The sequence below is a fragment of the Saccharopolyspora terrae genome (genome assembly GCF_004348435.1).
GTDB classification, from domain to species: Bacteria; Actinomycetota; Actinomycetes; order Mycobacteriales; family Pseudonocardiaceae; genus Saccharopolyspora; species Saccharopolyspora endophytica.
In genome coordinates this window covers 59,371-73,799 of record NZ_SMKS01000031.1, presented here as the reverse complement: position 1 = coordinate 73,799, position 14,429 = coordinate 59,371, and the positions used below count along the sequence as shown (strand labels likewise).

General features: G+C 67.6%; 8 protein-coding genes and 1 pseudogene. 3 read left to right on the top strand and 6 right to left on the bottom strand.

Features of this window, described 5'->3' with window-relative positions:
• The 6 genes and pseudogenes from E1181_RS18215 to E1181_RS18190 form a co-directional block, all read right to left on the bottom strand.
• Window positions 1-120 (bottom strand): adenosylhomocysteinase (locus E1181_RS18215; protein WP_132676350.1); only part of this gene is annotated, 120 nt, incomplete at its 3' end.
• Window positions 121-167: 47 nt separating this feature from the next.
• On the bottom strand, window positions 168-3,728 hold the full coding sequence (gene metH, locus E1181_RS18210; protein ID WP_132676348.1) for a methionine synthase: 3,561 nt from the start codon (window positions 3,726-3,728) through the stop codon (window positions 168-170).
• 18 nt (window positions 3,729-3,746) lie between these two features.
• Window positions 3,747-4,721, bottom strand: a complete 975-nt coding sequence (locus E1181_RS18205; protein WP_132676346.1) for a carbohydrate kinase family protein — start codon at window positions 4,719-4,721, stop codon at window positions 3,747-3,749.
• Between the two features lie 298 nt (window positions 4,722-5,019).
• On the bottom strand, window positions 5,020-6,222 hold the full coding sequence (gene metK, locus E1181_RS18200) for a methionine adenosyltransferase (RefSeq protein WP_132676344.1): 1,203 nt from the start codon (window positions 6,220-6,222) through the stop codon (window positions 5,020-5,022).
• A 74-nt stretch (window positions 6,223-6,296) separates the two neighbouring features.
• The gene (locus E1181_RS18195) at window positions 6,297-7,997 is read right to left on the bottom strand and encodes a glycine/sarcosine N-methyltransferase (protein ID WP_132676342.1); all 1,701 of its coding nucleotides are present in this window, start codon (window positions 7,995-7,997) and stop codon (window positions 6,297-6,299) included.
• A 717-nt stretch (window positions 7,998-8,714) separates the two neighbouring features.
• Window positions 8,715-10,484: pseudogene (locus E1181_RS18190) on the bottom strand (AMP-binding protein).
• A 219-nt stretch (window positions 10,485-10,703) separates the two neighbouring features.
• On the opposite strand from E1181_RS18190, the gene E1181_RS18185 reads away from it, so the two are divergent.
• The 3 genes from E1181_RS18185 to E1181_RS18175 all read left to right on the top strand — a co-directional run bounded on the left by E1181_RS18185 (window position 10,704) and on the right by E1181_RS18175 (window position 14,379).
• On the top strand, window positions 10,704-12,446 hold the full coding sequence (locus E1181_RS18185; RefSeq protein WP_132676340.1) for a glycoside hydrolase family 2 protein: 1,743 nt from the start codon (window positions 10,704-10,706) through the stop codon (window positions 12,444-12,446).
• 8 nt (window positions 12,447-12,454) lie between these two features.
• Window positions 12,455-13,471, top strand: coding sequence for an aldose 1-epimerase family protein (locus tag E1181_RS18180; RefSeq protein WP_132676338.1), 1,017 nt, complete (start codon window positions 12,455-12,457; stop codon window positions 13,469-13,471).
• Between the two features lie 71 nt (window positions 13,472-13,542).
• Window positions 13,543-14,379 (top strand): alpha/beta fold hydrolase, encoded by an 837-nt coding sequence (locus E1181_RS18175; RefSeq protein ID WP_132676336.1) that lies wholly within the window; start codon window positions 13,543-13,545, stop codon window positions 14,377-14,379.
• Window positions 14,380-14,429: the final 50 nt, after the last annotated feature.

Genomic DNA, 14,429 nt, shown 5'->3' with positions numbered 1-14,429 from the left:
GGCCATCAGACCCGGCATCTCGTGCTCGGCCAACCGAATCTGGTGCCGACCCGCCTCGGCCAAACCCAGATCCTTCACGGCGAACTCCAGGCCGTTGACCTTCTGCAACTTGACGCTCATGACTTCCCTTCTGTTTCTTACTGATCAGCAGCTGATGGACAGCGGAATCAGGTGTTGAAGTACTTGGCTTCCGGGTGGTGCGCGATGATCGCGTCCGTGGACTGCTCGGGGTGCAGCTGGAACTCCTCGGAGAGCACGACGCCGATGCGCTCGGCCTCCAGGAGGTCGACCAGCTTGGCCCGGTCCTCGATGTCCGGGCACGCGCCGTACCCGAAGGAGTAGCGGGCGCCCCGGTAACCGAGCTTGAAGAACTCCCGCACGTCGGAGGGGTCTTCCTGCGCCACGTTCCCGCCGTTGGCCCAGGCCATCTCGCGCCGCACGCGGCGGTGCCAGTACTCGGCCAGCGCCTCGGTGAGCTGCACGCCCATGCCGTGCACCTCCAGGTAGTCCCGGTAGGCGTTCTTGGCGAACAGCTCGTTGGCGAAGTCGGCGATCGGCTGGCCCATGGTCACCAGCTGGATCGGCAGCACGTCGACCTGTCCGGTCTGCTCGGCCTGCTCCCGCGTGCGGAAGAAGTCGGCCAGGCACAGCCGGCGGTCGCGCTTCTGCCGCGGGAAGAAGAACCGGTGCCGCTCCTGGGCGTCGGGCTCCTCCTTGTCCAGCACGACGAGGTGGTTGCCCTCGGTGACGCACGGGAAGTAGCCGTAGACCACCGCCGCGTGCTGCAGGATGCCCTGCGTGGACAGCTCGTCGATCCAGTGGCGCAGCCGCGGCCGGCCCTCGGTCTCGACGAGTTCCTCGTAGGTGGCACCCTCGCCCTTCTTGGCGCCGCGCAGACCCCACTGGCCGAAGAACGTGGCCCGCTCGTCCAGCAGCTGCAGGTAGTCGTTGACCGCGACTCCCTTGACCACCTTCGAGCCCCAGAACGGCGGAGTCGGGACCTCGACGTCGGCGGCCACGTCGGACCGCGTCGTGTCGTCGTAGCCCGGCTCGTCACCGGCCTCGGCCTTGCGCTTCTCGGCGATGCGCTGGGAACGCGCGCGGCGCTCCTTGCGCTCGGCCTTCTTGGCCTCCTCAGCGGCGTCCTCCTCCGGGGAGTCACCGCGTTTGATGGCCATCAGGCGGTCCATCAGGTGCAGGCCCTCGAAGGCGTCCTTGGCGTAGCGGACGTCGCCCTCGTAGACCTCGTCGAGGTCCTGCTCCACGAAGGAGCGGGTCAGCGCCGCGCCACCGAGCATCACCGGGTACTTGTCGGAGATCCCGCGGGAGTTCATCTCCTGCAGGTTGTCCTTCATGATCACGGTGGACTTCACCAGCAGACCGGACATGCCGATCGCGTCGACCTTGTGCTCCTCGGCGGCCTCGATGATGGCGTTGATCGGCTGCTTGATGCCGATGTTGACCACGTCGTAGCCGTTGTTGGAGACGATGATGTCGACCAGGTTCTTGCCGATGTCGTGGACGTCGCCCTTGACCGTGGCCAGCAGCAGCTTGCCCTTGCCGCCGGAGTCGTCCTTCTCCATGTGCGGTTCGAGGTAGGCCACCGCCGCCTTCATGACCTCGGCCGACTGCAGCACGAACGGCAGCTGCATCTGGCCGGAGCCGAAGAGGTCACCGACGACCTTCATGCCGCCGAGCAGGTCCTCGTTGATGATCTGCAGCGGGGCCTTCTCCTGCATGCCGGCTTCGAGGTCGTCCTCGAGGCCGTTGCGCTCACCGTCGATGATCCGCTTCTGCAGGCGCTCGAACAGCGGGAGCTTGGCCAGCTCCTCGGCGCGCGAGGCGCTGGAGGACTTGGCGGTCTGACCCTCGAAGAGCTCCATGAGCTTCTGCAGCGGGTCGTACTCGCCTTCGCGCCGGTCGTAGACCAGGTCCAGGGCGACCTTGCGCGGCTCCTCGTCGATCTTGTTCATCGGCAGGATCTTCGAGGAGTTCACGATCGCCGAGTCCAGCCCGGCCTCGCGGCACTCGTTGAGGAACACCGAGTTGAGAACCTGGCGCGCGGCCGGGTTCAGGCCGAAGGACACGTTGGACAGACCCAAGGTGGTCTGCACGGCCGGGTGGCGCTGCTTGAGCTCCTTGATGGCCTCGATCGTCTCGATGGCGTCCTTGCGGACCTCTTCCTGACCGGTGGTGATCGGGAAGACCAGGCAGTCGATGATGATCGCGGACTCGTCCAGACCCCAGTTGGTGGTCAGGTCCTCGATCATCCGCTCGGCGACGCGCAGCTTCCAGTCCTTGGTGCGCGCCTGGCCTTCCTCGTCGATGCAGGTGACCACGACGGTCGCACCGTGCTCGCGGACCATCTCCATGACGCGGTGGAACCGGCCGCCCGGCTCGGTGCCGTCCTCGTAGTTGACCGAGTTGACCGCGCAGCGCCCGCCCAGGTGCTCCAGACCGGCCTCGATCACGTCGGGCTCGGTGGAGTCGACCATGATCGGCAACGTCGAGGCGGTGGCCAGCCGCGAGGCCAGCTCCCGCATGTCGTGCGTGCCGTCGCGGCCCACGTAGTCCACGCACAGGTCGAGCATGTGCGCGCCCTCGCGGGTCTGGGCCTTGGCGATCTCGACGCAGTCCTCGTAGCGCTCCTCGAGCATCGCCTCGCGGAACGCCTTCGACCCGTTGGCGTTGGTGCGCTCACCGACGTTGAGGATCGAGGCGTCCTGCTCGAACGGGACGCTCTGGTACACCGAGGACACCGACGGGATGATCTCCGGCGTGCGCTGGGTGGGGGTGGTGCCGCCCACGGCCTCGGCCACCGCGCGGACGTGGTCGTTGGTCGTGCCGCAGCAGCCACCGACCAGCCGTGCGCCGTAGTCGCGCACGAAGCCCGACAGGGCCTCGGCCAGCTCCTCGGGCTGCAGCGGGTACACCGCACCGTTGGGTCCCAGCTCCGGGAGGCCGGCGTTGGGCATCACCGACAGCGGGATGCGCGAGTTCTGGGCCAGCACCCGCAGGTGCTCGCTCATCTCGGCCGGACCCGTCGCGCAGTTCATGCCGATCAGGTCGATGCCGAGCGGTTCCAGCGCGGTCAGCGCCGCGCCGATCTCGGAACCGACCAGCATCGTGCCGGTGGTCTCCACCGTGACCTGCGCGATGATCGGCAGCTTCTGGCCCGTCTGGGCCATCGCGCGCTTGGCGCCCACGATCGAGGCCTTGGTCTGCAGCAGGTCCTGCGAGGTCTCGACCAGGAAGACGTCGATACCGCCGTCGAGCATGCCCAGCGCCTGCTCGTAGTAGGCGTCGCGCAGCTTCGCGTAGGGGGCGTGACCCAGGGTGGGCAGCTTGGTGCCCGGTCCCATCGAGCCCAGCACGAACCGCTTGCGGTCCGCCGTGGAGAACTCGTCGGCGGCCTCCCGGGCCAGTCGCGAGCCCACCTCGGCCAGCTCCCGGATGCGCTCCGGGATGTCGTACTCGGCCAGGTTGGCCCAGTTGGCGCCGAAGGTGTTGGTCTCGATCGCGTCCGAGCCCGCTTCGAGGTAACCCCGGTAGATCGAGGACACCACGTCGGGCCGGGTCACGTTGAGGATCTCGTTGCAGCCCTCCAGGTTGGCGAAGTCGTCCAAGCTGAGGTCGTAGGCTTGCAACGCGGTTCCCATGCCGCCATCGGCGACGAGCACGCGCTCGTCGATGGCGGACAGGAACCCGCTGGGATCGTGGTCTGACATGCCGCTACTCCCCGTTCGTCAGCGCAGCTTCGGCCCGACCTCGGCGGCAGCCTCGTCGCCGTAGGCCTCGGCGATGCGAGCGAGGAACGAATCCCGCTCGACGTCGTATTCCTGCGGGCCGTCGGTCTCCAGCGAGACGGTCGCCAGCGTGCAGCCCAGCTGCAGCGAGCGCTCCAGGCTCAGGCCGCCCTTCAGGCCCGCGAGGAAGCCGGCGCGAAGCGCGTCGCCAACACCGGTCGGGTCGCCCTTCTGCTTCTCCTTCGGGGGCTCGACCAGCAGCGTCGGCTCGCCCTTGGCCTCGACCTGGACGCCCTTCGCGCCGAGCGAGGTGGCCCACTTGCCGACGCGGCCCAGGACCTCGTCCTTGGTCCAGCCGGTGCTCTGCAGCAGGAGGCCGTGCTCGTACTCGTTGGTGAACAGGTACTGCGCGCCGTCCACGAGTTTACGGATGTCGTCGCCTTCCATGCGGGCCAGCTGCTGGCCCGGGTCGGCGAGGAAGTCGTAGCCGCGGTCCCGGCACTCCTCGGTGTGGCGCACCATCGCCTCGGGGTCGTTGGCCGAGATGACGACGATGTCGAGACCACCGAGGCGGTCGGCGACGGGCTTCAGCTCGATCTCACGGGCCTCGGCCATCGCACCGGCGTAGAACGAGGCGATCTGGTTGAGATCGGTGTCGGTCGTGCACAGGAAGCGCGCAGTGTGCTTGGTCTCCGAAACGTGCACGGACTCGGTGTCCACGCCGTGCCGGTCCAGCCACGCGCGATAGTCGTTGAAGTCCTGCCCGACGGCGCCCACCAGCGTCGAGGTCACACCCAGCTTGCCGAGGCCGAAGGTGATGTTGCCGGCGATGCCGCCGCGACGCACCTCCAGCTCGTCCACCAGGAACGACAGCGAGACCTGCTCCAGCCGGTCGGCCACGAGCTGGTCGGTGAACCTACCGGGGTAGGACATCAGGTGGTCGGTGGCGATCGAACCGGTCACCGCAATCCGCACTTCAATAACTCCTTCACCAGGGCAGGCTGCGGGGAACTCCCGGGCGGGCGGCGCCCCGCAGCCTGCGACAGCTTCGTCGGTAGTGCCCGGAGGACACGTGGAGTGGCTCGCGGCCGAGGCAGGCGGCGCAACCGCCGCTCGCCTGGCCACCTGCAGCGTGCACCGTCGCGGACCCGGAGGCCGGTTCTCCTGCGAGGACGCCTCGACGTCGTGCACTGACATGCATCCGTCGAGGCGTCCGGGGGCAGGAGGGTCGCCTCAGGTGCCGGTCGGCACCGCTGCGTTCGCCGTTCCGCTCTTACAGACCGGCAGCGCTCTTGAGCGCCTCGGCGCGGTCGGTCTTCTCCCACGGCAGGTCGACGTCGCTGCGCCCGAAGTGACCGTAAGCCGCGGTCGGGGCGTAGATGGGCCGAAGGAGGTCGAGGTCACGGACGATGGCGCCGGGACGCAGGTCGAAGACCTCGTTGACCGCGGCCTGGATCTTGACCGGGTCGACGTTCTCGGTGCCGAAGGTCTCCACGAACAGCCCGACCGGGGCGGCCTTGCCGATCGCGTAGGCGACCTGGACCTCGATGCGGCCGGCCAGACCGGCGGCGACCGCGTTCTTGGCCACCCAGCGCATGGCGTAGGCCGCGGAGCGGTCGACCTTCGACGGGTCCTTGCCCGAGAAGGCGCCACCGCCGTGGCGGGCCATGCCGCCGTAGGTGTCGACGATGATCTTGCGGCCGGTCAGACCGGCGTCACCCATGGGGCCACCGACGACGAAGCGACCGGTCGGGTTGATCAGCACGCGGGCGTCGCCCGAGTCCAGACCGGCCCGCTCCAGCTCCGGCGCGATGACGTGCTTCTGGATGTCGCCGACCAGCTGGCCGTCGAGGTCGATCTCCTCGGCGTGCTGCGTCGAGAGCACCACGGTGTCCAGGCGAACGGCCTGGTCACCGGCGTACTCGATGGTCACCTGGGTCTTGCCGTCGGCGCGCAGGTACGGCAGCGTGCCGTCCTTGCGGACGTTGGTCAGGCGACGCGACATGCGGTGCGCCAGCGTGATCGGCAGCGGCGCCAGCTCGTCGGTGTCGTTGCAGGCGTAGCCGAACATCAGGCCCTGGTCGCCAGCGCCCTGCTTGGCGATCTCGTCCTCGCTGCCCTCGACGCGCTTCTCGTGCGCCTCGTCGACACCCTGGGCGATGTCCGGGGACTGCTGACCGATGGCCACGTTCACACCGCAGGAAGCGCCGTCGAAGCCCTTCACCGACGAGTCGTAACCGATCTCCAGGACCTTCTCGCGGACCAGGGTCGGGATGTCGACGTAGGCCTTCGTGGTGACCTCGCCGGCGACGTGCACCTGGCCGGTGGTGACCAGGGTCTCCACGGCGACGCGCGAAGCCGGGTCCTGGGCCAGCATCGCGTCCAGGATCGAGTCGCTGATCGCGTCGCACATCTTGTCCGGGTGGCCCTCGGTCACCGACTCACTGGTGAACAACCGGCGGTTGATCTCACTCACGACTGCTCCTCACCTCACAAGCTTTGCAGCTTTGATCCTTGCGTACGGTAGTCAGGTTGTTTACCCGGGGGACCTCACACTCGGGCGTGAATGATGCCCCACGCGAGGTTCCCCGCCTTGCCCCCCGACACCCAGTTCTTGAGGCCGGTCTTCATCTTGGCGCGGTAGGCGTCACTGATCTTGTCGGCAAGATCACCCTCTCGCGATTCCAGCTCCTGCAGGACTCGGCCGTAGTGGATGGCCAGGTACTCGGTCAGGTCGTCGAACTCGAAGGTCTGCAGACCCAGTCGGGCCAGCTCACGGCGGTAGAAGCCGGGCGACCCCATCGTGTCCAGGCTCAGCCGATCGAGGATCGGGCCGAGCTCCGAGCGCTTGGCGGAGTCGGCGGCCATCGGGTCGGTGAACAGGAACGACCCGGTCGGCTTGAGGACGCGGCTGACCTCCTCCAGCACGCGCGGGCGGTCACCGCTGTGCAGGATCGCGTCCTGCGACCAGACGATGTCGAAGGCGTTGTCCTGGAACGGGATGTCCTCGAAGGAACCGTCCTTGACCTCGATGAGCTCGTCGAGCCCCTGGGCCCGGTTGAACTCGACGTTCCGGGCGTTCTCCACCTCGGAGAGGTTCAGGCAGGAGACCTTGCAGCCGTAGGTCTTGGCCAGGTAGCGGGCCGCGCCGCCGTAGCCCGCGCCGATGTCGAGGATCCTGGTGTCCGGGGTGATGTCGACCTTGGAGGCCATCCGCTCGACGGTGCGCCGGGAGGCGGTGTCGATGTCCTGGTCCGGGGTCTCGTAGAGGCCGACGTGAATGTCGTTGCCGCCCCAGACGTGGTAGTAGAAATTGTCGGCGTCTTCGGAGTTGTAGTAGTCGCGGGCGGTGTGCACCGCGGTCGAGTAGACGTCGGCAAGATCGTCTTCTTCGACGTACTTCTTCTCCGCGACGTGGATGTAGAAGTCCGGCTCGCCTTCCTGGTAGGTCTCCTGGAAGTCGCCGTAGGTGTCGATCCGCTGGAACCCGACCTCGCGCATGAGGCGGCGGACGTAATTCTTCCGAAGCGGGTACATGTTCAGGAAGAATTCAGATTTGTCCGGGAAGGTGTACTTGAACCTCGCCAGACCCTCGTCGACGTAGTCCGGCTCGGCGGAAACGTCCTCACCCGCGTAGTAATAGGTGTGCTTCGAGCTGAAGCCGTCGTCCAGAATTGAGTCGTAATTCCGCTGATCGATGATCAGAACGCCGTCGTGCTTCAGCATGGCGTAGAACTCGGCCAGGGTCTTGCGCCGATCCCGCTCCGAGAACAGGTGCGTGAACGAGTTCCCGAGGCAAATGATCGCGTCGTATTCGCCGTGGACGTCACGATTCAGCCAGCGCCAGTCGGCGTGCACGACGCGCAGAATGTGCCCGCCGTACTCGAGCCCGTTCTGGAATGCTTTGGCCAGCATCTGCGGGCTGCCGTCAGCGGAGACGGTCTCGAAGCCCTCCTCCAGCAGCCGGACCGAGTGGAACCCGGTTCCGGTGGCCACATCCAGGACGGACTTGACTCCACGAGCCTTGAGCTGGTCGATGAAGAAGCTGCCCTCGCTCTCGTAGCGCTTCTTCCAGTCGATCAGATCATCCCACTTCTCCACGAATCCACCGACGTACTCGTGGGTGTAGTGGTCCGACTCGCGAACCTCCAACGGATTTTCGCCGAAAACCTGCTCTTCACGTGCCACCAGATCGGCCGTGTCAGGCGAACCAGCCTCGTCAGAAGTCAAGTCGTCCACGCTCTTGGCCATTTTCACTCCCACCACTCACGTTGGTCATGCGCCAGCCCACGCACTTCAGGCATGCGCAAATCCGTGCCACGAGCATGTTGTCCCGTGGCCGTGCGGGTCGCCACTGCGAAAAAAGGCAACACCTCCGACCGGCGCGGGCAGCCGAGAAAATGCTCAAGGCCGCAGCACCAACGCCGATCGCACTCGGTCGGCACCCTTGCCAACCGGCGTGACGCATTTCCGTGCGTCGCTTAACCAACCTAGGCGAAGGAGATCACGAAGCAAGCGTACAAACGTGTGACGGTAATCACCGCAATGCGATGAATGCGTGATTCCCATTGTCACCCTGGGTGAAAAAATGCGCGACCACCAGGGGATATTGGAGATGATTTTGAGGCCGATAACGATCACGCGAGTGCAATAAAACACCGGAAGATGTACACTACCGCGCGCCCGGTATAGCACAATGTCCGCGCCATATCAAGAGTTCCGATCGACAAAGATTTTGTGAATAGCCGATGCGGCGGTTGACTTTTTGCTCCCCGTAACCCTTGCATCGAAGAGCGGAGCACGGATGTTACGGCTTTCCGGTCCGCAGCGCCATAGCTTTTTCGGGACTATCCGTCAATCGGTGCATCCGCCCCTGGAACGCCGAACCGATCCAGCGCCCCGGGCGGTGCCGACACCGCCCGGACCGGGAGCGAACCCGGCCCGGACCACGCCGTCATCGGCCCTCAGTCAGCTCCTGAGGCCGGGGAAGTCCTCATCGCGGTGCTCGCCCCGCGCACGCTCCCCCGAATCGTGCAAATCGCTCTCCCTGCCTCGCAGCTCCACCCGCCGGATCTTGCCGGAGATCGTCTTGGGAAGTTCGTGGAACTCCAGCCTCCGCACCCGCTTGTACGGCGCGAGGTTCTCCCTGGCGAACCGCAGGATGGACTCGGCCGTGCGCTCGTCGGGCTCGTGACCGGCGGCGAGCACCACGTAGGCCTTGGGCACCGACAACCGCAGGTCGTCCGGCGCCGGCACCACCGCCGCCTCGGCGACCGCCTCGTGCTCCAGCAGGACGCTCTCCAGCTCGAAGGGCGAGATGCGGTAGTCGGAGGCCTTGAACACGTCGTCGGTGCGCCCGACGTAGGTGATGTAGCCGTCCGCGTCCCGGGATCCGACGTCCCCGGTGTGGTAGTGGCCGCCGCGGGTGACCTCGTCGGTGCGCTCGGTGTCGTCGGCGTAGCCGGTCATCAGGCCCACCGGCCGGGGCTGCAGGGCCAGGCAGATCTCGCCCTCGTCGGCCTCCTCCCCCGTCGCCGGGTCCAGCAGGACCACGTCGAAACCGGGCAGCGCCCGACCCATCGATCCCGGCCGCACCTGCTGACCAGGAGTGTTGGCGACCTGGACGCTGGTCTCGGTCTGGCCGAACCCGTCCCGGATGGTCACGCCCCAGGCTCGGCGCACCTGCTCGATGATCTCCGGGTTCAGCGGTTCACCGGCCCCGACGACCTTCGCCGACGGGGTGCCCAGCGAGCCGAGATCGGCTTGGATGAGCATCCGCCACACCGTCGGCGGCGCGCAGAAGCTGGTGATCGCGCAGCGCTGAATCTGCTCCAGCAGCCCGGCCGGGTCGAAGCGCGAGTAGTTGTAGATGAACACCGTCGCCTAGGCGTTCCACGGCGCGAAGACGTTGCTCCAGGCGTGCTTGGCCCACCCCGGCGAGGAGATGTTGAGGTGGACGTCCCCTGGCTCCAGGCCGATCCAGTACATCGTGGACAGATGACCCACGGGGTACGAGACGTGCGTGTGCTGAACGAGTTTCGGCTTCGCCGTGGTGCCCGAGGTGAAGTACAGCAGCATCGGGTCGTCGGCCCGGGTCGCCGCATCGGGGGTGAAACCCGCATCCGCTCCCTCGCTTTCGGCGTAGGAGTGCCATCCCTCCACCGTGGACCCGACGGCGATGCGGGTGTAATTACCCGGAACATCGGCGAATTTCACCGCGTCGTCCGATGTGGTCACCACGTGCCGCGCCCGGCCGCGCTCCACCCGGTCGCGCAGGTCCGCCGAACCCAGCAGCGGTGTCGCGGGGATGATCACCGCACCCAGCTTCATCGCGGCCAGGATCGTCTCCCACAGCTCGACCTGGTTGCCCAGCATCAGGATCAGCCGGTCGCCGCGGACGACGCCGAGCCCGCGCAGCCAGTTGGCGACCTGGTGGGAGCGGCGGGTCATCTCCGCGAAGGTGATCTTGCGCTCGCCACCCGCGGCTTCGACGATCCACAGCGCCAAGGCGTCCGGGCGGCGCTCGGCGATGGTGTCGAACCACTCCAGCGCCCAGTTGAAATCCTCGAAGCGGGGCCAGCTGAACCCCTGCCTCGCCACGTCGTAGTCCTCGCGATGCCGCAGCAGGTAGTCGCGTGCGGCCAGGAACGTCTCACCAGGCGTACTCGCCGTCGCTTCGCCGAACACTCCGGCCCCCTTTTCGTCTCGGCTGCGCTGCCGGGGCAAGAAGTGGACCATGTCCACGACGGGCTCGGCCACTCCGACGAGCCGAGCCGATTGCTCCGATGTGCGGGTCCTGGCTCGTCGGCGTTGACTCCTCGTGCGGTTGTGGTCATTGTTGTTGATTACTGGTGATTTTCTTTCGGAATTTCCGGCGTCAAGGAGGACACCGTGTTCCGACCTGTCACAACGATTGCCACCGCTGTCCTGCTCATCTTCTCCGGAGTACCCGCTTCCATGGCCGCACCCGAACCAGCCTGGCAACCCGAGGCACCACCGCTGACCACGCCGTGGACCGACCAGGTCGGCCCCGACAACGCCCTGCCCGAGTACCCGCGCCCGCAGCTGACCCGCGAGCGCTGGCTGAACCTCAACGGCCTCTGGGACTACACCGGCGGCGACAACGCCACCGAGCAGATCCTGGTCCCCTACCCGCCGGAGTCCGGTCTTTCGGGCGTGCAGCGCCACGACGACCAGATGCTCTACGAGCGCACCTTCGACGTGCCCGCCGACTGGTCCGGCCAGCGGCTGATCCTGCACTTCGGTGCCGTCGACCAGCGGGCGGAGGTCTCGGTCAACGGCAAGCAGGTCGCCGTGCACGAAGGCGGCTACACCGCGTTCTCCGCCGACATCACCGACGCCGTCGAACCCGGCGCGCCGCAACAGCTCACCGTCGCCGTCTCCGACGGCAACGAGACCCAGCCCTACCCGGTGGGCAAGCAGCGCAACGACCCCGGGGGCATCCTCTACACCGGTGCCTCCGGCATCTGGCAGACCGTCTGGCTCGAACCCGTCGCCCCGTCGCACATCACCGGGCTGGACATCACCCCCGACCTGACCGGTTTCGGCATCACCGCCGATGCCGCCGCCGACAACGGCGAGCAGGTCGAGGTCGCGGTGCGCGACGCCGAGGGCAACGAGGCCACCAGGACCAGCGGCCCGGCCGGCGAGCCGGTGCGCGTGGACGTCCCGCAACCGCACCTGTGGACGCCCGACGACCCGTACCTCTACGACCTGACGGTGCGGCTGCTGGGCGCTGACGGAGCCGTTCTCGACGAGGTCGGCAGCTACACCGGTCTGCGCACGACCGGCCTGGTCAACGACGAGCAGGGCCGGCCGCGGATGGCGCTCAACGGCAAGATCGTGTTCCAGCACGGTCCGCTGGACCAGGGCTACTGGCCGGACGGCATCTACACCGCGCCGACCGACGAGGCGCTGCGCTTCGACCTGGACAAGACCAAAGAACTGGGCTTCAACATGGTCCGCAAGCACGTCAAGGTCGAACCGGCGCGCTGGTACTACTGGGCCGACAGGCTGGGCCTGATGGTCTGGCAGGACATGCCGTCGCTGCCGATCGACCTGGCCATCCCACCGGAGGACAGCCCGCCGCCGACGGAGGAGATGAAGGCCAACTACCGCACCGAGTGGGTCGACATCATCGACCAGCTGCGGAGTTCGACCTCGATCGTGGCGTGGGTGCCGTTCAACGAGGGGTGGGGCGAGTTCGACACCGCCGAGATCACCGACCTGACCCGGCGCACCGACCCGACGCGGTTGATCAACCCCTCCAGCGGGGTGAACTGCTGCTACTCGCTGCCCGACAGCGGGGCGGGCGACATCTACGACGACCACACCTACGTGGGGCCGGGTGCGCCGACGGTCATCGACGGCCGGGCGATCGTGGACGGCGAGTACGGCGGGCTGGGCCTGGCCGAGGAGGGCCACCTGTGGCCCGGCGAACCCAGCGCGTACGAGATGACCGAGAGCAGGGAGCAGCTGACCCAGCGCTACGGCGAGGTCAGCGACGAGCTGGCGCGCATCATCGGGGCCAACGGCCTGTCGGCGGCGATCTACACGCAGACGACCGACGTGGAGAACGAGGTCAACGGTTTCCTCACCTACGACCGGCAGATCATGAAGCCGGACGTGGCCTCCGTGCGCGCGCACAACACCGCCGCCATCGAGGCGGGAAGCCGGTGAGGAGTCCGATGAGATCAACGAAGATCAACAGACGTGGTGCCCTGCTGGGGGCCGCAGGAGCGGCCGGTGCGATGGCGGCCCTGCCCGGGGTCGCGCAGGCCGCGCCCGGCGGTCCCCCGACCGCCAGCGGGCACCTCTACGAGATCGGCGCCGGGAAGCATCGGGTGGTCGTCGGCGGCGTGGCCGCCTCGATGCTGTCCTGGAAGGCAGACGGCCAGGAGATGCTGCTGACCCACGACCCCGACGACGTCGGCGAGGGGTACCAGGGCAAGACGATCCTGCCGTGGGCGAACCGGATCGACCACGGCACCTACACCTTCGAGGGCCAGGAACTGCAGGTCGCGATCAACGAACCGGAGCGCGATGCCGCGCTGCACGGGCTGATGAGCTTCGTGGAGTGGTCGCCGGTGCACCACCGCGCCGATTCGGTCGTGCTCGAGCACGTCCTGCCGCCGGACTACGGCTACCCGTTCCAGCTGGCGTTCCGCATCGAGTACCGGGTGGACGATCGCGGTTTCTCCAGCACCCTGTCGGCGACCAACGTCGGACGCGGTCCGGCGCCGTTCGGCACCGCCAACCACACCTACCTGGCGGCGGCTCCGGGCACCCGGATCGACGACATCGCGCTGGAGATCCCGGCCGACACCTACTACGTGGTCAACGACCGGCTCATCCCGACCGGCACCGCGCAGGTGGAGGGCACCGACTACGACTTCCGCACCGCGCGGCCCATCGGCGACACCAAGATGGACACCGCCTTCACCGGCCTGCACCACTCGGGCGGTGAAGCGGTGGTGCGCTTCGGGCGACCGGACGTCGACGTCGAGCTGTGGGTGGACGAGACCCACCGGTACCTGCAGGTCTACACCGACGACGATCCCAGCACCGACCGGCCGGGCCGGGCGGGGCTGACCGTGGAACCGATGACGTTGGCGCCCAACGCTTTCGTCACCGGTGACGGGTTGATCGTCCTGCGACCGGGGCAGACGCACACCGGGAGCTGGGGCTACCGCCTCGCCGGGTGACCGCCTGACGTTCGGGGGGTGGAGGTTTCAGCGCGAACCTCCACCCCCCGACGACCGTTAGGGTGGGGCCCGTGGCCGAATACATCCAGATCCCCACGCCGGCAGGCAAGTTCGACGCGTTGACCGCGGGCCCCGAGGAAGGGCGCCCAGTGCTGCTGCTGCACGGATTCCCCGAAGCGGCGGTCGAGTGGAGCGAGCAGCTGGGCGTCCTCGGCGGCGCCGAGTGCTTCGCCGTCGCACCCGATCAGCGCGGCTACTCCCCCGGCGTGCGCCCGGAGCAGGTCGCCGACTACCGCATGAACGAGCTCGTCGGTGACGTGCTGGCCATCGCCGACCACTTCGGTTGGGACCGCTTCGACCTGGTCGGGCACGACTGGGGCGCGGCGGTAGCCTGGTCCACCGCGGCGGAGCACCCCGACCGGATCCGCACGCTCACAGCGGTGTCGATCCCGCACCTGGACGCCTTCACCCAGGCGGTCCGCGAGGACGAGGACCAGCAGCAGCGCTCGGCCTACATGCAGGCGCTGCGCTCCTCCACGGCGGAGAAGACGCTGCTGGCCGACAACGCCGCCAAGCTGCGCCGCATCTACTACCCCGGCGTTCCCGAGCACCACGTCGACGACTACGTGCAGCGGCTCACCGAGCCGGGCGCGCTCACCGGGGCGCTCAACTGGTACCGGGCCTCGCGGTTCAACGAGGAGATCGGCCCGATCACCGTGCCGACCCTGTTCGTGTGGAGCACCGAGGACGTCGCCGTCGGGTCGACCGCCGCGCTGGCCACCGAGCAGCACGTCACCGGCCCGTACCGGTTCGAGATGCTGCAGGAGGTCTCGCACTGGATCCCCGAGGAGGCGCCCGAGTCGCTGACCCGGCTGCTGCTGCAGCACCTGCTCGCGCACCCCGAGTGACGTCTTGCCGGTCGTCGTCCGGGCGGTGAGCATGAGATCGGTCCGGGTTT